We start from the raw sequence: 18,844 nt of genomic DNA, 5'->3' as shown, positions 1-18,844 counted from the left end.
CCTGCCCGCGCCGCACACGCAAAACATCTTCGCCGAATGATGGTTCCCGCGGCTTCGCGTCGCCTCAATCGATAGCCGGGCTTGCGCCGATGATAATTACAACATATTGCGCAATATATTGCATGAATCGCATAACGGACGGGAAAACGCATGAATATTCGGCATTGGACTGCAATTCTGATCGCCACCACCGCAGGGATGGGAAGCACCGCCGCAGCGCAAGACGCGCCGCTCACGGCCGCCGACAAGCGCGCGGTCGTCGAACAGCTCGGCCAGACGCTTGAGGCGAACTATGTCTTTCCCGACAAGGCGAAAACCATTGCCGCGACGCTCCGCAGCCACCTCGACGCCGGTGATTATGATAAAGCGACCGACCGGCGCTCGCTCGCGAGCGAGCTGACCGACGACCTGATCGCCACAAGCAACGACCTGCATTTCTCGGTCGGAGTCGATCCGGCATGGGTCGCCGACTATGCCGCACGGCAGGACCCCGCGCGCGCCGAGGCAGTGCGCGAGGCGGAACGGCGCGAAGAGGCGCGGAAGAATTTCGGCTTTGCCGGCCTCCGCTATCTGGGCGGCAATATCGCCTATGTCGACCTGACGCATTTCGCCGACCCCGAACCCGGCTATGACGCCGCCGCGGCGGCGATGCGCTTTATCGAAAATGGCGACGCGGTGATTTATGACCTGCGCTACAATAATGGCGGCTATCTTGAGATGGCGCAATTGCTCGCGAGCCAGCTGTTCCGCGGCGACAAGGATCAGGAACTCTTCGATTATTATTATAATCTCGACGGCCGCCGCGTCGAACGCGGCCAATGGGTGCTCCCTGCGCTGCCCGCAAAGCGGCTGACCGGCAAACCCGTCTATGTCCTTACCGGCTCGACCAGCTTCTCCGCCGCCGAATGGTTCGCCTACACGCTCAAGAAACTCGGCCGCGCGACGCTGGTCGGCGAACGCACCGCGGGCGGCGCGCATCCGGTCGACCGCAAGCCCGTCGGCACCGACTTTTTTGTGCAGGTGCCGATCGGTCAGATCCGCGACCCTATCGACCGCGGCGATTTCGAAGGTCAGGGCGTCACGCCCGACCATCTGGTTCCGTCGGCCGACGCCCTCGCCGTCGCGCATCGCCTTGCGCTGACCGACCTTGCCAAGACCGATCCGGCCAAACGCGCCGACGCCGACTGGCTCGCGCCCGAACTCGCCGCGCGCCCGCAGCCGACCACGACCGCGCTCAAGGCCATCGCCGGCCGCTACGAAGGACGGCGCGTCGATCTCGTCGAGGGCAAATTGCTCTACACCTGGCGCGAACGCCTCCGCCTGACGCTCGAGCCGCTCGCCGGCGACCTGCTCGCGATCGAAGGCGTGCGCGACTTCCGCTTCCGTATTGTACGCAAAGGCGGCAAGGTCACCGCGCTCGAACGCCTCAACCGCGATGGAACAACCCAGACCTATGCCCGCCTCGACTGATCTCGACGACCTCACCTTCCTCGGCCGCCTCAGCGAAGCACTGAGCCAGCGGATCGAGGAACAGACGCGTCCCTTGTTCGACGAAGCCGGCATCACCGTCCCCGTCCGCTCCTGCTCGCTGCTCACCGCGCTCGTCGAGGCCGGCGAAGCCTCGGCCGCCGACCTTGCACGCGCGCTCGGTCAGTCGCACCAGCTGGTGATCCAGAAATGCCCCGCGCTGCTCCGCCTTGGCCTGATCACCCAGCACGCCGACCCCGCCGACGCGCGGCGCAAGATTTTCCGGCTGACCGATGCGGGTCACGACCAGCTCGCCCGCATCGACGCCTATAGCGTGCGGATAAGCGAGGTCTATCGCGCGCTCTTCGAAGAGGTCGGCGATGTTCACGGCGCGATACTGAAGGCGCTCAAGGCCCTGGCCGACAAGCCACTGAGCGAACGCATCGCGAATAGTCAGAGCGTCCGGAACATCACCAGCGCATCGACGAAACCCTCGACCGGATGATCGAACGCGCCCGGCAAGCGGCCGACGTTTTCGAACCCCAGCGACTGCCACAGCCCGACCGCGCGCACGTTCGCACTCACCACAAAATTGAACTGCATCGCGCGAAAGCCACGCGCCTTCGCATGCGCGATCGAATGTAGGCCCATCGCCCGCGCGACCCCGCGCCCGGTCGCTGCCGCGCCGGTCACATAACCCGCGTTGGCGACATGCGCGCCGCCACCCGTCTGGTTCGCGCGAAGATAATAGGTGCCAAGGATGACGCCGCCCTCCTCCGCCACGAAGCTCTCCTTATCGCCGCCGAACCAATAGGAGAGCGCATCCTCCTCTGCCATGTCGCGATCGAGCGTCAGCGTCTCGCCGGCACGGATCACCGGCTCGATGATCGTCCAGATCGCGGCGGCGTCTTCGGGCGTGGCGGAACGGATCAGCATCGCGAACGCCTATGCCCGCACAGGCGCGCTGGCAACCACGCTACGCCACGCAGGCTTCCGCAATCGCCGTCACATGACGCAGGTCGGTGCCGCAACAGCCGCCGACGACCTTGATCTGCGGAAAGCGGTCGAGCAACGCGCGGTGGCGCGCCGCGAGGTCCGCCGGATCGCCGATATCGAGTTCGGTCATCGCGTCGAGCTCGGTATGGCTGAGGCACGATGCATTCGCACGCACTCCGCCGATCCGCGCCGTCCACGCCGCACCATCATCCAAGACCGCGTCGAAATGCGTCGGATGCGCACAGTTGATCATATAATAGGCCGGGTAACCACCGGTCGCCGCATCGACCGCTGCGACAGCAGCGCCCAGCGCATCCCCCGTCGGCAGCCGCCCGTCGGTCTCGACCGTGAAACTGATCGCGACCGGAAGCCCCAGCGCCCTCGCGGCATTCGCCACGCCCACCGCCTCGGGGACATTGGTCATCGTGATCGCCGCGAGCATCTCGGCCCCCGCCACCGCGAGCACCCCCGCCTGATGCGCGTGATAGGCCTGAGCCTCCTCCGCGCGCATAACCGTCCCCGGATCATAGCCGTCGCCGCGCGGGCCGAGGCAGCCGCTGATAACGACCGGCACATCGGCATATTCGGCGCGCAGCCGGGTCAGCAGATCGATCGCCGCGCCGTTCAACGCATCGAGTTCGGCCAGTGAAAAGCCCAGCGGTTCGGCCCAGTCGGGACTCGCGCGCCAGGTCGCGCTTTCGAGGATCAGGCCGGTGCCCTTACGCCGCGCGAGATCGAGGAAGTCGCGGTAATAGGCTTCGAGCACGTCGAGACCTTCGTCGGACGTGAACAAGGTCACCGACGAAAAGAGCGGCAAGTCGATGCCCTTGTTGAATAAAATATCGGTTTCGAGACCCGCATCGGTCAGGAAAAATCGTTCCAGTTGCGGTAGTGAAGAGATCGCCATCGCCAGCCCCTCCTTCAAATATCCGCCGCGAATATTATAAGGGAAGCGGTCTATTGTCTATCAGACCAACTTTCAGCTACTCATCAGAAAAGGCGCAACAATTTCGTCAGTCACCCGAAGCGGCCGCCCGCTCGCCTTGTCGAGCAGCGCCCACACCGTCCGCGCGCGGACATGCACCTTGCCGTCCGTGCCGGTGAATTCCATGAAGCGGTCGAACTTCGCACCCTGCGGCTTGTCGGCGACCCACGTCCGCGCGGTCACCGTCTCGCCGGGGCCCAGCGCGCGCAGATAATCGATCTCGTGCCGCACCACGACCCAGATATAGGCGTCCTTGTGGCTCTGCGGCGCGGCGGCGTCCCAATGCCCCGTCGCGACCTGCTGGATCCACTGGACCCAGACGGCATTGTTGACATGCCCCAGCTCGTCGATGCTCTCGGGCGTCGCAGTAAGTTCGAGAGTATATTCTTTCATCGGCCGCCCAGACTATGTCGAGATTCAGTTCGTGGTGGAGCGAGAATGGCCGGCTCCGAGAACCGGAGCGCAGCGTACTTTTGTACGTGAGCACCGGAAGCGCAGGAGACGGCCGTTCGCAGCCCGCCACGGGCTGAATATCGACATAGTCTATGCCAGTTCGACGGTGGTCACCATATAGCCCGCATCGCGGAGCGCCGCGACGAGGCTGTCGAGATGCTCGCGGTCGCGCGCTTCGCACTCGATGTCGGTGATCAGCCCCTTGGCGGGCAGCGTCGTGAAGATGCGCTGGTGATAGATTTCGATGATGTTGACCTGCTTCTCGTCGAACAGCTTCATCACCTTGAACAGCGCGCCCGGACGATCCTGAAGCCGGATGCGCAGGCGCGCGATGCGGCCCGAGCGCGCGAGGTCGCGCAGCAGCACGTTCGCGAGCAGGCGGGTGTCGATATTGCCGCCGGTCAGCACCAGCCCGACCTTGCGTCCGGCGAATTCTTCCGGGTGCGCGAGCAGCGCCGCGAGCCCCGCCGCGCCCGCGCCCTCGACCACCGTCTTTTCGATCTGGAGCAGCAAGCTGACCGCGCGCTCGAGGTGGCGCTCGGCGACGAGCACGATATCGTCGTTGAGTTCGGCGACGAGCTTGCGCGTGTAGCTGCCCGGCTCCTTGACCGCGATACCCTCGGCAAGCGTATCGCCCTCGCACGCCATGTCGACGCCGTTGAGTTCGGCGTACATCGACGGATAGAGTTCGGCCTGCACGCCGATCAGGCGCATGTCATTCTTGATCCCGCGCGCCGCGGTGCCCATGCCCGCGAGCAGCCCGCCGCCGCCGATCGGCACGATCAGCGTGTCGAGATCGGGCACGTCCTCGAGCATTTCCAATGCGACCGTGCCCTGCCCCGCCGCGACGTGCGGATGGTCGAAGGGATGGACGAAGGTCAGCCCGCGCTCGACTTCCAGCTCGCGCGCATGCGCATAAGCATCGTCGAACTTCTCGCCGAACAGCACGATCGTCGCGCCATGGCTCGCGGTCTGCGAGACTTTCACTTGCGGCGTCGTGCTCGGCATCACGATGGTAACGGGAACGCCGAGACGCTTGCCATGATAGGCGAGCCCCTGCGCATGATTGCCCGCCGACGCGGCGATCACACCGCGTGCGCGTGCTTCCTCGTCCATCAGCAACAGCGCGTTCAGCGCACCGCGCTCCTTGTACGCCGCGGTGAACTGCAGATTTTCGAACTTCAGCCACACTTCGGCGCCGACCATTTCGGACAGGGTCTGCGAATGGAGCGTCGGGGTGCGGACCACCGCGCCGTTAATTCGCCCCGCCGCCGCGCGCACATCGTCCAATGTGATCGCCGGTAAATCGGCGGCGGAGGTCAGGGTGAGTTGATCTGTCATAACGGCAAGCGCACTAGCCTATCTGGCGCGCCGCGCAAACTATGCTTATGGACTTGGCCATGAGCGAACAAAAATTGCGCATCAGCTTCATCGGAACCGGCGTCATGGGCGGACCGATGGCAGGCCACCTCGTCAAGGCGGGCCACCACCTCACCGTTTACAACCGGACGCGCGCCAAGGCCGATGCCTGGGTCGCGCAGCACGGCGGCATCGCTGTGGCAACGCCGGCCGAGGCGGCGCAGGGCGCCGATGTCGTCCTCACCTGCGTCGGCAACGACGACGATCTCGCGCAGGTGACGCTCGGCCGCGACGGCGCGTTCAAGGCGATGCGAAAGGGCGCGCTGTTCGTCGACCACACCACCGTCTCCGCCCGCATCGCGCGCCAGCTGTCGGTCGAGGCCGAAGGGCTCGGCCTCCTCTGCGTCGACGCCCCGGTCTCGGGCGGCGAGGCCGGCGCGCAGAACGGCACGCTCTCGATCATGTGCGGTGGCACCAAGGCAGCCTTCGACGCCGCCGCGCCGGTGATGCAGGCCTATGCCGCACGCATGGTGCATATCGGCGGGCCCGGCGCGGGGCAGACGACGAAGATGGTCAACCAGATCGCGATCGCCGGGGTGGTTCAGGGACTCTCCGAAGCGCTGCGTTTCGCGCAGGCGTCGAAGCTCGACACCGACAAGGTGTTCGAGGCCGTCTCGGGCGGCGCCGCGGCGAGCTGGCAGATGCTCAACCGCTGGGGCACGATGGCGAAGGATGAATTCGACTTCGGTTTCGCAGTCGACTGGATGCGCAAGGATTTGGGCCTCGCGCTCGACGAAGCACGCGTCAACGGCGCGACCTTGCCGGTCGCGAGCCTCGTCGACCAATTCTACGCCGACGTGCAAAAGGCCGGTGGCGGGCGAAAGGACACCAGCTCGCTCGTGACGAGGATTCCCAAGTGAGCGGCGGGCTCGTGCAAAACACTCCCCTCCCGCTTGCGGGAGGGGCAGCGAAACTTGGTCCGGCAAGGCCGGGCCTAGTTGCAGCGGGGAGGGCTAGCCGACCCCGCACCATGCCCTCCCCGCTACGACTAACGAGCAAGCTCGCAAGTCTCGCTGCCCCTCCCGCAAGCGGGAGGGGATTGCTGGTGCTCGCGGCGCTGCTAGTCACCACCCCTGCGCACGCCGACACCCTCGTTGACAATGTCAACGGCATCACGCTCGACAAGGACGGCAAGCTCGTGCGCTTCACCGGCCTCGTCATCGACACGCAAGGCAAGGTCAAGCAGCTGCTCGACCGCAAGGACAAACGCCCCGAACGTCCCGATTTCAAGGAAGACGGCAAGGGCCGTACGCTGATTCCGGGCCTGATCGACGCGCACGGCCATGTCATGGGTTTGGGCTTCCAGCTCATGCTGCTCGACCTCAGCGCCACCAATAGCCTCGCCGAAGCGCAGGCGGCGATCCGCAAATATGCCGCCGAAAATCCTGAAATGCCGTGGATCATCGGCTCGGGCTGGAATCAGGAAAAATGGGGGCTCGGCCGCTTCCCGACTGCCGCCGATCTCGACGCCGCGGTGCCGAACCGCCCCGTCTGGCTCGAACGCGTCGACGGCCACGCCGGCTGGGCGAACACGGCGGCGATGACCGCCGCAAAGATCACTCCCGCGAGCAAGTCACCCGAAGGTGGGCGCATCGAAATGGAGGGCGGCAAGCCGAGCGGGGTCTTCGTCGACGCCGCGATGAGCCTGATCGAGAGCGCCAAGCCTAGACCGCTCGCACGCGACCTCGACCGCGCGCTGTATCTCGCGCAGCAGAAATTGCTCGAACAGGGGATCACGACGATCGCCGACATGGGCACCAGCATCGCCGACTGGCAGGCGTATCGCCGCGCCGGCGACAAGAAACAGCTTTCGGTGCGCATCCTCAGCTACGGCGCCGACATCGACAATATGGCGATCATCGCGGGGCCCGAACCGACGCCCTGGCTCTACGACGATCGGCTCCGCATGGTCGGGGTGAAGCTCTTGCTCGACGGCGCCTTGGGGTCGCGCGGCGCCTGGCTGAAGGCGCCGTACAGCGACGCGCCGGGGCAAAAGGGCCTGCCCCTCCTCACCCCCGCGCAGCTCCGCAACAAGATGGTGCGCGCGTCGATGGACAAGTTCCAGGTCGCGATCCACGCGATCGGCGACGCCGCCAATGCCGAGGCGCTCGACGCCATTACCGACCTCACCGCCGACCTGCCCGGCGAGCGCCGCTGGCGCATCGAGCATGCGCAGATCATCGATCCCGTCGACATTCCGCGCTTCGCAACGCTCAAGGTCATTGCCTCGACGCAGCCCGTCCACCAGACCAGCGACCGCGTGATGGCCGAAGCCCGCCTTGGCCCCGATCGGCTCAAGGGCGCCTATGCCTGGCGCAGCCTCGAAAATGCGGGCGCCCGCCTTGCCTTCGGCTCCGACGTCCCGGTCGAAAGCGCCAACCCCTTCCCCGGCATCGCCGCCGCGATCTCGCGCACCGATGCGAAGGGCGAGCCGTTCGGCGGCTGGCGTCCCGAGGAGATCGTGACGCGCGAAGCCGCGCTCGACGGCTTCACGCGCACCGCCGCCTTCGCCGGGTTCGCCGAGGACCGCATCGGCACGCTGATGCCCGGGATGCGCGCCGACTTCCTGATCGTCGAGGCCGATCCGATGCTCGCGAGTCCCGACGAAATTCGTAAAATGACCCCGCTCGAAACATGGATCGGCGGCTATCGCTATTACAAGAAGAAGGAGGGCGCGACCGTTGGCCGCTGACGTGCCGACCCGGCGGGCGCTGCTCACCGGCCTCGCCGCGCTGCCTGTCGCCGCGGCGGCCGCCGCGGCCGCCGAGCGCAAGGAACGCAAGCCGAAGAAGCGCAAACCCGCGAAGCCCAAGGTCCAGCATGTCGATGTCGCGATCATCGGCGCGGGCGTGTTCGGCGCCTGGACCGCGTGGCATCTGCTGCGCGCGGGCAAGACGGTCCGGCTGTTCGACGCCTATGGTGCGGGCAACGCACGCGCCTCGTCGGGGGGCGAAAGCCGCGTCATCCGCATGGGGTACGGCGCCGACACCATCTATTCGGAGATGGCACGCGACTCGCTCAAATATTGGAAAGATCTTTCCGACAGCGCGAGCGCACCGATCTTCCACAACACCGGCGTGCTGTGGTTCGCGCCACAGGGCGACGCCTACACCGCGCAGTCGCTCGCGTGGCTGCAGGCGAACCGCGTCGGCCACGAGCATGGCGACGTCCGCTGGCTGCAGGACAAATATCGCCAGATCCAATTCTATCAGGGCGAAACCGGCATCCTCGAAACCGAGGCGGGCGCGCTGATCGCGGCGCGCGGGGTGCAGGAGGTGATCGCCGATGCGCAGATCGAGGTCGAGCGCGTCGTCATGCCCGCGCCGCTCTTTTCGAAGCGGATCAGGAAGCACACGCTTCCCGACGGCGGCACCGCCGACCATCTCGTCTATGCCGCGGGCCCGTGGATCGCCGAACTTTTCCCGCAGCAATTGGGCGGCAAGATCGTCGCGACGCGGCAGGAAGTCTATCATTTCGGCGCGCCGCAAGGCGACAGCCGCTTCGCGCCGCCCGAGCTGCCCGTGTGGGCCGATTTCAACAACGGCCGCATCGTCTATGGCATCCCCGACCTCGAGGGCGCGGGGTTCAAGATCGCGATCGACGTCCATGGTCCGGCGGTCGATCCCGACACGATGGAACGCCAGCTCTCCCCGGCAGGGATCGCCGAGGCGCGCGCATACATGCAGCGCCGCTTTCCCGGACTCGCCAATGCACCGCTGATCGGCGGGCGCGTCTGCCAATATGAGAATAGCTCGAACGGCGATTATCTGATCGACCGTTTCCCGGGGCAGGAACGCGTCTGGCTCGTCGGCGGCGGCTCGGGCCACGGGTTCAAGAACGGCCCCGCGGTCGGCAAACGCGTCGCTGCGCACATCCTCGACAGGAATCTCGCCGTCGAACCGCGTTTCAGCTTTGCGACCAAGGGGACGGTCGCGGCGCGGACGGTGTTTTAAGGAGCCTGTGCCCCTGCGAAGGCAGGGGCCCATCTCCGGTGCTGGAATTTTGCGCGGCGGCAGGTGATGGCCCCCTGCCTTCGCAGAGGTACAACGGGGAAATTAGGTGCGCCTGACCGACTGCCACAATATCGACGACTTCCGCGCGCTCGCGAAGCGCCGCCTGCCCTGGCCGGTGTTCGACTATATCGACGGCGCCGCCGACGACGAGGTCACCCGCCGCCGCAACCGCGCGGCGTTCGACGATTGCGACCTGATCCCGCGCGTCCTCGCCGGGGTCGAAAGCGTCGACATGCGCACCACGCTCTTCGGGCGCGAAATGGCGATGCCGCTCTTCCTGTCGCCGACCGCGCTCCAGCGCCTGTTCCACTGGCAGGGCGAGCGCGCCGTCCTCCGCGCCGCCGCCAATGCGGGCACCGTCGCGGGCATCTCGAGCCTCGCGACGATCAGCCTCGCCGAAGCCGGCGCGCTGACGAACGGCCCCAAGCTGTTCCAGCTCTACGTCCACCATGACGAAGGGCTCAATCAGGCGATGCTCGACGCTGCACGCGATGCGAAATTCGATGCCGTGGCGCTCACCGTCGACACGATCGTCGGCGGCAACCGCGAACGCTGCCTGCGCTCGGGCTTCACCTCGCCGCCGCGTTTCACGGCGCGCAACATGTTGAGCTATGCCGCCAAGCCCGGCTGGGGTCTCAACTATGTCCTCCGCGAAAAATTCAGCCTGCCGAACCTTGCGACGCATGTTTCCGAAGGGTCGAGCGTCCCCAAATCGGTCGCCGAATATTTCACCTCGATGCTCGACCAAAGCCTCGACTGGAAACGCGCCGAGGCGATCCGCAAGAAATGGGACGGCCCCTTCTGCCTTAAGGGCATCGTCGCGGTCGAGGATGCGAAGCGCGCCGCCGACATCGGCGCCACCGCGATCATGGTCTCCAACCATGGCGGACGCCAGCTCGACGGCAGCATCTCCCCCTTCGACGCGCTCGCCGACATCGTCGAGGCGGTGGGGGACAAGGTCGAGGTGATCTGCGACGGCGGCATCACGCGCGGCACGCATGTGCTGAAAGCGCTGTCGGTCGGCGCCAAGGCCTGCTCGGGCGGCCGCCTCTATCTCTACGCGCTCGCCGCGGCGGGCGAGGATGGCGTCGCGCGCGCGATCGCGCTGCTGCGCGCCGAGATGGAACGCGGCATGAAATTGATGGGGGCCAGGACCCTCGCCGATCTCGGCTCCCATAATCTGCGCTGGCGGTAACCCGGCATTCGCGCACGAAAAAGGGGACGGCCTCCCCCGAAGCCGTCCCCTTAGCGCGTGGTCGCTGACCCGCTAGGCGATCAGAAAGATGCGCCCAGCGTAAAGACCACGGTTGGATCGTAAAGCGTGTCGAGCGCCTTGATGCCCGATTTTTTGACGTCGGTGTCGATATATTGGACCGAGAAGGTCAGCGGGCCCGCAACCGCCGAAGCGCCGATTGACCAGTCGATATATTTGCCGTCCGGCGACACAAGGCCCAGCGAACCGTCGTTGTAACCGACGCCCGCGGTCAGCGTCAGCGGCGTATTGGGCACGCCAAAGCCGGCACCGAGGTTCAGGTAGATATTGTCGTCGTCGCCGAGCGAATTCTGCTTGGGCGCATAGGCGACCATGCCGGTGACCGAGACCGGACCGATGTCGTGCGACAGCTTGCCGATGCCTTCGAAATAGTCGGTCGGCGCGCCGCCGTCATGGCTGCCCGGATAGGTGTAATAGGTCACGCCGATATCGGCCGTCGTGCCCGAGGCGATTTCGGTGTTGAAGCCCGCGTAGAGGTCGAGTTCGAACTTGCCATAGGCATCGCTGTCGGGGAGCGAGGAGCCCCAGACGCCCGCATAGAGGCCGCTTTCATGGCTGAGCGTCAGCGTCGGCTGCACGGCGACCTTTTCGTTCGACAGCGAAATTCCGCGGAAACGATAGTCCGAGGTGACCGCAATGCCGCCCGAAAGCGTGAACGGACCGCTGGCCGCTTCTTCTTCCTGGGCGAAGGCGGGCGTCGACATGGACGACGCGGCGAGCAGCATGCCGAAACACGCTTTGGTAAGAAATTTCATGGGTGATCCCCCTAAATAAAAAACGGATCGTCCCAGCCTGCCGTTGCGTGTTCACGCCTCTTCGTACGGGCCTGTAACGTCGAACGCGTTCGAAATTGCCGATTTTGCTGCGACGCACAAACGAAAATTGCGCAAAGTGACGAATCGGCGTCAGACTGTGTCTTTCGCGCAACAGGCGCCGCGGAACACACCGGGCTTTGCCAAGCGCCCCCCGGGCGGCTAAAGAGCGGCGCATATCTCCCTTTCTTATCGAGCCCGCACCATGAGCGATCACAACCCCGGCCTGCGCCCCTGGCGCGACATCGCGCGGCGCGAATGCCGCCAGATCATGGTCGGCAATGTCCCCGTCGGCGGCGGCGCGCCGATCAGCGTGCAGACGATGACGAACACGCTGACCAGCGATCCGGTCGCGACGATCGACCAGATCCGCCGCTGCGAGGAGGCAGGCGCCGACCTCATCCGCGTGTCGTGCCCCGATACCGAATCGACCGCGGCGCTCGGCAAGATCGTCCGCGCGTCGCGCATCCCGATCATCGCCGACATCCATTTCCATTATAAACGTGCCCTCGAAGCCGCCGACGCCGGCGCCGCGTGCCTGCGCATCAACCCCGGCAATATCGGTTCGTCCGAGCGCGTCGGCGAAGTCGTCCGCGCCGCAAAGGCCAACGGGTGCGCGATCCGCATCGGGGTCAACGCCGGTAGCCTCGAAAAAGACCTGCTCGAAAAATATGGCGAGCCCTGCCCCGAGGCGCTCGTCGAAAGCGCACTCGACCATATCAAGCTGCTGCAGGATCACGACTTCCACGAATATAAGGTCGCGGTGAAGGCGAGCGACGTCTTCCTCGCGGTCGCCGCTTACGCGCAGCTCGCCGACGCGGTCGACTGCCCGCTGCACCTCGGCATCACCGAAGCCGGCGGGCTGATCGGCGGCACCGTCAAATCGGCGCTCGGCATCGGCAACCTCCTCTGGGCCGGCATCGGCGACACGATCCGCGTATCACTCTCGGCCGAACCCGAAGAGGAAGTGCGCGTCGGCTATGAAATCCTCAAATCCTTGGGCCTCCGCACCCGCGGCGTCCGCGTCGTCTCCTGCCCCAGCTGCGCGCGGCAGGGCTTCGACGTCATCCGCACCGTGCAGGCGCTCGAAGACGCGCTCAGCCACATCAAGACCCCGATGTCGCTCTCGGTATTAGGGTGCGTCGTCAACGGCCCCGGCGAAGCGCGCGAAACCGACATCGGCATCACCGGTGGCGGCAATGGCAAGCATATGGTGTTCCTGTCGGGCGTCACCGACCATCATGTCGAGGACGCCGACATGATCAGCCATATCGTCAAGCTCGTCGAAGCGAAGGCGGCCGAGATCGACGCGGGCAGTTCGGTGAGCATGGACACGCTGCACGGCAAGGCGGCGTAACCCCCGCAAGCGACATTCCCGTGGCGGCTCAGTCCGTCCGCCGGTCGACCGCGACCCAGTTCACTTCCCATGTCGCGCCGCTATCGGCCGAAAAGGCCTGCTCGAAACGCGCCTCGTCGGCCGAAACCTGCGTGATGACGAACCGCACGCGGACGGGCCGCTCGCCCAGCTTGTCGTCGCCATAAAAGACGCCGCGTCCATCGGCGCCAAAACCGCCGATCACTGGCGGGGTCAACGCCCCGTCGCGCAGGCTGGCGAAGTTGAGGCTCCACCGGCGGGCGCCGGGATCGTAAAGCCGCAACGAGATGCCCTCGATCTTCCCCGCGGGCCCCGCGACCGACAGCTCGACGCTGTTCGCCCTGCCATCCATCAGGCTGCGGACGAGGCTCGTGCCGCGATATTCGGCCCAGACCGGCGGCTTGCCCGACAAGGGATTGCGCAGCACGCGCACCTCGGTTGCCCAGGTCCCGATTTCGAAATCGAAATCGCGCAGACCGTCGCGGACGGTCTCCGCGGGCGGAGCGACTGGCGCCGATTGCGCCATGGCGGAAACACCCGCGCTCCCCGCCAGCAACGCCAGCACCAGCAATCGCGCGCTCACCATCGGCATCGGCATCGGCATCTCCCGTCGTTCGCGCACTCTGTCGCCGGTCCTGATTACAGGGTGCCGGCGTGGCGGCAAGGGCGCACCTTCTCGCTGACCGGATAAGCGCACCATTGCCCCCCGCCGCGCGCGCGTTAAAAGCGCCGCAACCTCCCTCTCAGCAGGATAGCCCGGTGACCCTCTCGATCCGCCCCGCCACCCCCGTCGACCTGCCGCTGATCGCGCAGTTCATCCGCGACCTCGCCGATTATGAAAAGCTCGCGCACGAAGTCCGCTTCGACGAGGCGAAGCTCGGCGAGAAACTCTTCGGCCCGCGGCCTTATGCGGAAGTCCTGATCGGCGAAATCGATGGCGCGGCACAGGGCTTCGCGCTCTTCTTCCACAATTTCTCGACCTTCGAGGGCAAGCCCGGCATTTATCTCGAGGATCTGTTCGTCCGCCCCGAAGCGCGCGGATCGGGGCTCGGCAAGGCGCTGCTCGCGCATCTCGCCAAGCTCTGCGTCGAACGCGACTGCGCGCGCCTCGAATGGTGGGTGCTCGACTGGAACACGCCGTCGATCGGTTTCTACCAGAGCCTCGGCGCCAGGCTGATGGACGAATGGACCGTGATGCGCGTCGACGGCGAGGCCCTGACGGCTCTCGCGAACGCCTAGCCATCAAATCCCGTTCGCATCGAGCGAAGTCGAGATGCTCATCGGTTGTACCTGCCTTCAGGGTATCTCGACTTCGCTCGACACGAACGGAATTGGGAAGCTGTTTACTTCCGCGGCTTGCGCCGCTCCATCGGCCACTTGGGCATATGCGCATCGGACAGCGTCTTCGCCTCCGCCGGCGCCACACCCAGTTCGGTGAGCACGCGCACCAGCGCGTCGGCGGGTGCCACCGCGATGTCGGGCTGGACGCCATCGCCTTCCCAATCCTTGCCGGTCGCGGGGTCATAGGTGCGCCCGACCGGGATGAAGGCGCCATAGCCGCCGCCCAGATCCTCGCCGCGCCCGAAATGATTGGCACCGCCGGTCGCGCTACCCACCAGCACGCCGCGCCCGGTATGCTTCATCGCAAGCGAGAAATGCTCGGCCGCCGATCCCGTCGCGCCCGACGTCAGCACATAGATTTTCGCATCCCTCAGCCGTTTGTCGGCATTCGGCGTGATCCAATGTTCGCGCGTCACCATGCCGGCGTCGCCCTTCACCACGTGCAGCGAGGGAATGCCGGCGATCGGCGAGCCGCCCTCGGCGTCGACCGACGCGCGTGTCGCCATCGTGACGAGGCGCGTCTTCTTGTCGAAAATCCACGGGAACATGACGTCCATCTGTTCGAGCCCGCCACCGCCATGCGAGCGAATGTCAAAGATGATGGCTTTCGCGTCGGCATGGTCCGCCATGAACTTCGCCGCCTGCTCGGTCACGCTCGCATCGTTGGGAAAGACGTTGAAGCGGACAAAAGCAATCCCCGGCGCGATCCAGCCCGCCTGCTCGATCGGAGGCTTCTGCGGCCGCGGTCCGGGTGCTGGTCCGCTGGCACCTCCCGCGGGTCTCACCGCATCGGGAACGCGCAACCGCAAATGCCCGTCGGGCGCCACCGCGTCGATGTCGGCGTCGATCGCGCGGGCCAATGCCTCGCCCGAAAGCGCCTTGTAACGCCCGGCCTTCACACCCGCGCGCAGCGCCGCTGCGTATTTCGTGCCGGTTTCGGGATAGACATAGTCGCGCTCGAGCAGCGCGGCATATTTTTCGGCGACCGCATCGCCATTCACTTCGTCCGCGGCAATCGCCGCCGGCGAGGCGATCAACGGCGCAGCGATTATCGCACCGGCCATCAGCAGGCCGGGCAAGAGGCGCAGGGAAATCGTCATCTTCATCTCCAATCCAACCCCGGATTGGCCATGGCGTATCACATAGACAATACAGATCAACTACATTTGTAGTCGATCCGTCAGGGCTGCCGTCTTTTGCGAGCGAACAGGATCAGGACGATACCGAGGATCGACAAAAACAGGCCATTGCGCGTCCAAACCGTGTCGCCGAGCATGAAACTGCTCGCCGGCCAGCGGACGATGTCGAGCCCCTGCAGCACCCACAGCCCGCCGACAAGGATCGCCGCGACCCCGACAATCGTCAGGATTCCCCTTAAAGCCCCCATGACGCCCTCCCTATCTGCGCTGCAATCCGATCAGCGGCCGCAGCCAGCCGATGTTGCGCCCGATGACGTAGAAAAGCCAGCATCCAAGCGTGGTCGCGACGAGCAGGACTAGGAAGGACGGCAGTGCCGCGACGCCGGCCTGCAGCAGATACCAGCCGACGACGACGATGATCGTCTGGTGGATGATATAAAAGGGGAACACCGCCTCGGCGAGCATCGTGCGCGACGGGTGATCGCGGTTCCAATAATGGTCGGCGATCCCGACCAGCGCGACGATCGTCGCCCAGCCCTGCACCAGATGCGCGATATTGAACGGCAGCCGGCCCCACTCGGCGGGCTGCGCCCCGGTCAGCCAGAGGCACATGATCCATGCGACCACCGCGAACGCCGCGACCGCGAGGACCAGCGCGACGCGCCACCAGCGCGCCACCACATCGAACAGCTGCGGCCGCACCCGGAGCAACCAGCCGACAAGGAAGGGCATCAGATAATGAAGATGCGACGGGCCGTCGTCGAACAGCGCGTGCGTCTCCTCATGGTCCGGAAAGGCGGCATGGATGAGCAACCACGCCGCGAGCGGCCAGATGAGCAGCCCAGCGCCGCTGAGCCACCGCGCCGCGCCATCGGCGATCCGCGCCCGCATCGCGCCCGGCACCAGCGCCGCCAGGGCCGCGGCGAGCATCGTATAGACCCACAGATAAACGACAAACCACAGATGCTGCCACGTCGGCAGGACGATCCCGCCCAGCGATCCGAAGCGGAAATAATCATGGAGCCAGAAATGCAGGAAGCCATGCCGATAGCCATGCTGGCCGACGAGTTCGATCCACGGCTGCGGCGGGATGATGACGATGATGCCGAAGACGAGCGGGATCAGCAGCCGCGCGCTGCGCGAGCGCGCAAAGGCGCCGCTGCCGCCCAGCTTCGCGAACAGCGCCGCGCTCGCATAACCCGACACGAGGAACAGCAGCGCGAGCCGCCAGCTGTTCGTCGCGAGCATCGGCAACTGCACCCAGTCCAGCGGCTCGGCGATCTTCACATGCCAGCCCCACGGCACGAAATACATGCCGATATGATAGAGGATCAGCAGCCCGAACGCGCCGATCCGCAGCCAGTCCATGCCATGATGGCGCGCGGTGTTCAAAGGCTGCCGTCCCCCTTCGTTCCGTCATCCCGGCGAAGGCCGGGATCTCACCCTCGCGATCCAAAAGCAAGGTCGGGATTCCGGCCTTCGCCGGAATGACGAATGAAGGACTATTTCAGCACCCGCCACGCCAGCTCGGCAAACTCGCACAGGAGCGGCCGCGTATCGCGCGGGTCGATGATATCCTCGACCCCATATTTCTCCGCGGTGCGGAACGGCGAACGTACGCGATTGAGCCGCTCCCTGATCGCCTCCAGATGCGCCGCGGGGTCCTCCGCCGCCTCCAGCTCGCTCTTGTACGCAACCTCGACCCCGCCCTCGATCGGCAGGCTGCCCCAGTCGCCCGACGGCCAGGCAAAGCGGTACTGGAAGCGCTCGGCGTTCGACATCGCGCTGCCCGCGATGCCATAGGCGCGGCGCACCACCACCGATGCGAGCGGCACCGTCGCGCGGTAGATCGCGTTCATCGCCTGCACGCCGTACCGGATCGTCCCCGTCCGCTCGGCTTCGCCGCCGATCATAAAGCCCGGATTGTCGACCAGATGGACGATCGGCAGCCGGAACTGGTCGGCCATCTTCACGAAGCGTTCCGCCTTCTCGCTCGTCTTCGCGTCCCACGATCCGCCAAGATACGACGGATCGCTCGCGAGCACCGCGACCGGATAGCCGTCCAATCGCGCGAAGGCGGTAATCACCGCCCGCCCCCAACGCGCGCCCATTTCGAAGAAACTGTCCTGGTCGAACACCGCGTTCGCGATGCGCCGCATCGAGTAAACCTGCTTCGCCTCGCGCGGCACCGCCGACAGCAGGCTCTCCTCGCGCCGGTCGACCGGATCGCTGCATGCCGTGCGCTGCGCCCGGTCGTGGATCGACGACGGCAGATAGGACAAAAACCGCCGCGCCGCGGCAAAAGCCTCGACCTCGCTCGCGACCTCGTCATCGACGACACCGTTGCGCGTATGCACGTCGCTGCCGCCGAGTTCCTCGCGGTCCAATGTATCGCCGATCGCCGCCGCGACCGCGGGTCCCGCCGCGAACAGCTGCGACAGCCCGCGCACCATCACGCTGTAATGGCTCGCAACGACGCGCGCCGCGCCCAGGCCCGCGGTCGGCCCGAGCGCGAGCGCCACCACCGGCACGGTATCGAGGTTCGCGATGATCTCGTCCCAGCCGGGCACGTGCGGGATATAGGTATAGCCCATATCCTCCAACGTCTTGACCGACCCGCCGCCGCCGGTACCGTCGATCATGCGGATCAGCGGAAGGCGATATTCATGCGCCATCGCCTCGCACTGGACGAATTTCCGGTGCAGCGCCGCATCGGCCGCGCCGCCGCGCACGGTGAAATCGTCGGCCGAGGCGACGACCGGCCGCCCGTCGATATTCGCGCGCCCGAAGATGAAATTCGACGCCGCCAGATCCTCCAGCTCGCCGTCCGCACCATATTTGCCGCGGCCCGCGATCTTGCCGATCTCGCGAAAGCTGCCTTCGTCGACGATCCCCGCGAGCCGCGCCCGCGCGTCCATCTTGCCGCGCCCATGCTGCCGCGCGACCTTTTCCGCGCCGCCCATCTTCTCGGCCATCGCGCGGCGTTGGCCCAGCTCTTCGATCTCTTTTTTCCAGCTCATGGGGCGAAGGCTATCTTACGTTGACGGAAACGTCATCCGAAACCTATCGTCGGCAAATGACACGCCCGATCGCCCTCGCCCTCACCGCCGCGCTGCTCGTCATGTCGTCCGCCGCAGCCACCGAAACGCGTACGATTCCGGGCGTCGCCGACGCTTACAAGAGCGATGCCTTCGACCCGAACCCGATGCCCGCGATCGACGCCGCGCTCGCCAAAGCCGGACAGTCGGGCAAGCCCGTCCTGCTCGTGATGGGCACCGGCGGCTGCCACGACAGCGCCTGGCTCGCGAACCTGATCGCGACCGACCGCTTCGCCCCCGTCCGCAATCGCTACGAGATCGTCTACGCCGACATCGGCATGCCGCATATCAGCGGGCAAGGCCGCAACGCCGATGTGCCCAAGCGCTTCCGCTTTAAAATCAAGGGCACGCCGACCGTCGCGATCCTCGATGCGAATGGCACCGTGCTCAACCGCAAGGCGGCGCCCAAATGGCGCAACGCCGCGAGCCGCAGCGACGACGACATCTATAATGAACTGATGGGTTAGGGAGAG

General features: G+C 65.8%; 19 protein-coding genes. 9 read left to right on the top strand and 10 right to left on the bottom strand.

The window, feature by feature from the left end; translation table 11 throughout:
* Positions 1 to 150 precede the first annotated feature (150 nt).
* Positions 151 to 1,470 carry a S41 family peptidase gene (locus tag V8J55_RS09765; RefSeq protein ID WP_336445416.1) on the top strand — a complete coding sequence of 440 codons (1,320 nt, stop codon included), beginning with the start codon at positions 151 to 153 and terminating at the stop codon, positions 1,468 to 1,470.
* Positions 1,454 to 1,972 carry a MarR family winged helix-turn-helix transcriptional regulator gene (locus tag V8J55_RS09760; protein ID WP_336445415.1) on the top strand — a complete coding sequence of 173 codons (519 nt, stop codon included), beginning with the start codon at positions 1,454 to 1,456 and terminating at the stop codon, positions 1,970 to 1,972. The genes V8J55_RS09765 and V8J55_RS09760 overlap by 17 nt, the downstream gene beginning before the upstream one ends.
* Here V8J55_RS09760 and V8J55_RS09755 read toward each other — a convergent pair.
* The 4 genes from V8J55_RS09755 to V8J55_RS09740 form a co-directional block, all read right to left on the bottom strand.
* A complete protein-coding gene (locus V8J55_RS09755; RefSeq protein WP_336445414.1) occupies positions 1,921 to 2,403 on the bottom strand; it encodes a GNAT family N-acetyltransferase in 483 nt (160 codons plus the stop codon). The genes V8J55_RS09760 and V8J55_RS09755 overlap by 52 nt on opposite strands.
* A gap of 40 nt (positions 2,404 to 2,443) precedes the next feature.
* Entirely contained in the window at positions 2,444 to 3,370 is a 927-nt protein-coding gene (locus V8J55_RS09750) for a homocysteine S-methyltransferase family protein (protein ID WP_336445413.1), read from the bottom strand.
* 72 nt (positions 3,371 to 3,442) lie between these two features.
* Positions 3,443 to 3,841, bottom strand: a complete 399-nt coding sequence (locus tag V8J55_RS09745) for an acyl-CoA thioesterase (RefSeq protein ID WP_336445412.1) — start codon at positions 3,839 to 3,841, stop codon at positions 3,443 to 3,445.
* A gap of 150 nt (positions 3,842 to 3,991) precedes the next feature.
* Positions 3,992 to 5,242 (bottom strand): threonine ammonia-lyase, encoded by a 1,251-nt coding sequence (locus tag V8J55_RS09740; RefSeq protein ID WP_336445411.1) that lies wholly within the window; start codon positions 5,240 to 5,242, stop codon positions 3,992 to 3,994.
* A 59-nt stretch (positions 5,243 to 5,301) separates the two neighbouring features.
* Between V8J55_RS09740 and V8J55_RS09735 the strand changes: the two genes are divergently transcribed.
* The 4 genes from V8J55_RS09735 to V8J55_RS09720 all read left to right on the top strand — a co-directional run bounded on the left by V8J55_RS09735 (position 5,302) and on the right by V8J55_RS09720 (position 10,528).
* Complete coding sequence (locus tag V8J55_RS09735) at positions 5,302 to 6,180, top strand: NAD(P)-dependent oxidoreductase (RefSeq protein ID WP_336445410.1); 879 nt, start codon at positions 5,302 to 5,304, stop codon at positions 6,178 to 6,180.
* Positions 6,181 to 6,290: 110 nt separating this feature from the next.
* Complete coding sequence (locus tag V8J55_RS09730; RefSeq protein ID WP_443030799.1) at positions 6,291 to 8,012, top strand: amidohydrolase; 1,722 nt, start codon at positions 6,291 to 6,293, stop codon at positions 8,010 to 8,012.
* Positions 8,002 to 9,273 (top strand): FAD-dependent oxidoreductase, encoded by a 1,272-nt coding sequence (locus V8J55_RS09725; RefSeq protein ID WP_336445408.1) that lies wholly within the window; start codon positions 8,002 to 8,004, stop codon positions 9,271 to 9,273. Before V8J55_RS09730 ends, V8J55_RS09725 begins: the two co-directional genes overlap by 11 nt.
* A gap of 106 nt (positions 9,274 to 9,379) precedes the next feature.
* The gene (locus V8J55_RS09720) at positions 9,380 to 10,528 is read left to right on the top strand and encodes an alpha-hydroxy acid oxidase (protein WP_336445407.1); all 1,149 of its coding nucleotides are present in this window, start codon (positions 9,380 to 9,382) and stop codon (positions 10,526 to 10,528) included.
* An 80-nt stretch (positions 10,529 to 10,608) separates the two neighbouring features.
* Here the strand turns inward: V8J55_RS09720 and V8J55_RS09715 are convergent, their stop codons facing one another.
* Positions 10,609 to 11,361, bottom strand: a complete 753-nt coding sequence (locus V8J55_RS09715; protein WP_336445406.1) for a TorF family putative porin — start codon at positions 11,359 to 11,361, stop codon at positions 10,609 to 10,611.
* A 262-nt stretch (positions 11,362 to 11,623) separates the two neighbouring features.
* Between V8J55_RS09715 and ispG the strand changes: the two genes are divergently transcribed.
* On the top strand, positions 11,624 to 12,775 hold the full coding sequence (ispG, locus tag V8J55_RS09710; RefSeq protein WP_062177309.1) for a flavodoxin-dependent (E)-4-hydroxy-3-methylbut-2-enyl-diphosphate synthase: 1,152 nt from the start codon (positions 11,624 to 11,626) through the stop codon (positions 12,773 to 12,775).
* Positions 12,776 to 12,803: 28 nt separating this feature from the next.
* Here ispG and V8J55_RS09705 read toward each other — a convergent pair whose 3' ends face one another.
* Positions 12,804 to 13,391, bottom strand: coding sequence for a hypothetical protein (locus V8J55_RS09705; RefSeq protein ID WP_336445405.1), 588 nt, complete (start codon positions 13,389 to 13,391; stop codon positions 12,804 to 12,806).
* 161 nt (positions 13,392 to 13,552) lie between these two features.
* Here V8J55_RS09705 and V8J55_RS09700 point away from each other — a divergent pair, with 161 nt between their 5' ends.
* A complete protein-coding gene (locus V8J55_RS09700; protein WP_336445404.1) occupies positions 13,553 to 14,032 on the top strand; it encodes a GNAT family N-acetyltransferase in 480 nt (159 codons plus the stop codon).
* Between the two features lie 104 nt (positions 14,033 to 14,136).
* Here V8J55_RS09700 and V8J55_RS09695 read toward each other — a convergent pair whose 3' ends face one another.
* The 4 genes from V8J55_RS09695 to V8J55_RS09680 form a co-directional block, all read right to left on the bottom strand.
* Complete coding sequence (locus V8J55_RS09695) at positions 14,137 to 15,234, bottom strand: S41 family peptidase (RefSeq protein ID WP_336445403.1); 1,098 nt, start codon at positions 15,232 to 15,234, stop codon at positions 14,137 to 14,139.
* An 80-nt stretch (positions 15,235 to 15,314) separates the two neighbouring features.
* A complete protein-coding gene (locus V8J55_RS09690) occupies positions 15,315 to 15,521 on the bottom strand; it encodes a hypothetical protein (RefSeq protein WP_336445402.1) in 207 nt (68 codons plus the stop codon).
* Between the two features lie 10 nt (positions 15,522 to 15,531).
* On the bottom strand, positions 15,532 to 16,665 hold the full coding sequence (locus V8J55_RS09685; protein ID WP_336445401.1) for an acyltransferase family protein: 1,134 nt from the start codon (positions 16,663 to 16,665) through the stop codon (positions 15,532 to 15,534).
* A gap of 110 nt (positions 16,666 to 16,775) precedes the next feature.
* Complete coding sequence (locus V8J55_RS09680; RefSeq protein ID WP_336445400.1) at positions 16,776 to 18,293, bottom strand: acyl-CoA carboxylase subunit beta; 1,518 nt, start codon at positions 18,291 to 18,293, stop codon at positions 16,776 to 16,778.
* A 20-nt stretch (positions 18,294 to 18,313) separates the two neighbouring features.
* Here V8J55_RS09680 and V8J55_RS09675 point away from each other — a divergent pair, with 20 nt between their 5' ends.
* Positions 18,314 to 18,838 (top strand): thioredoxin family protein, encoded by a 525-nt coding sequence (locus tag V8J55_RS09675; protein ID WP_336445399.1) that lies wholly within the window; start codon positions 18,314 to 18,316, stop codon positions 18,836 to 18,838.
* Positions 18,839 to 18,844: the final 6 nt, after the last annotated feature.

It is taken from the genome of Sphingopyxis sp. CCNWLW2 (assembly GCF_037095755.1).
Classification (GTDB): domain Bacteria; phylum Pseudomonadota; class Alphaproteobacteria; order Sphingomonadales; family Sphingomonadaceae; genus Sphingopyxis.
Note: the sequence above shows the minus strand (reverse complement) of the source record. Positions and strands in the feature narration are given on the sequence as shown.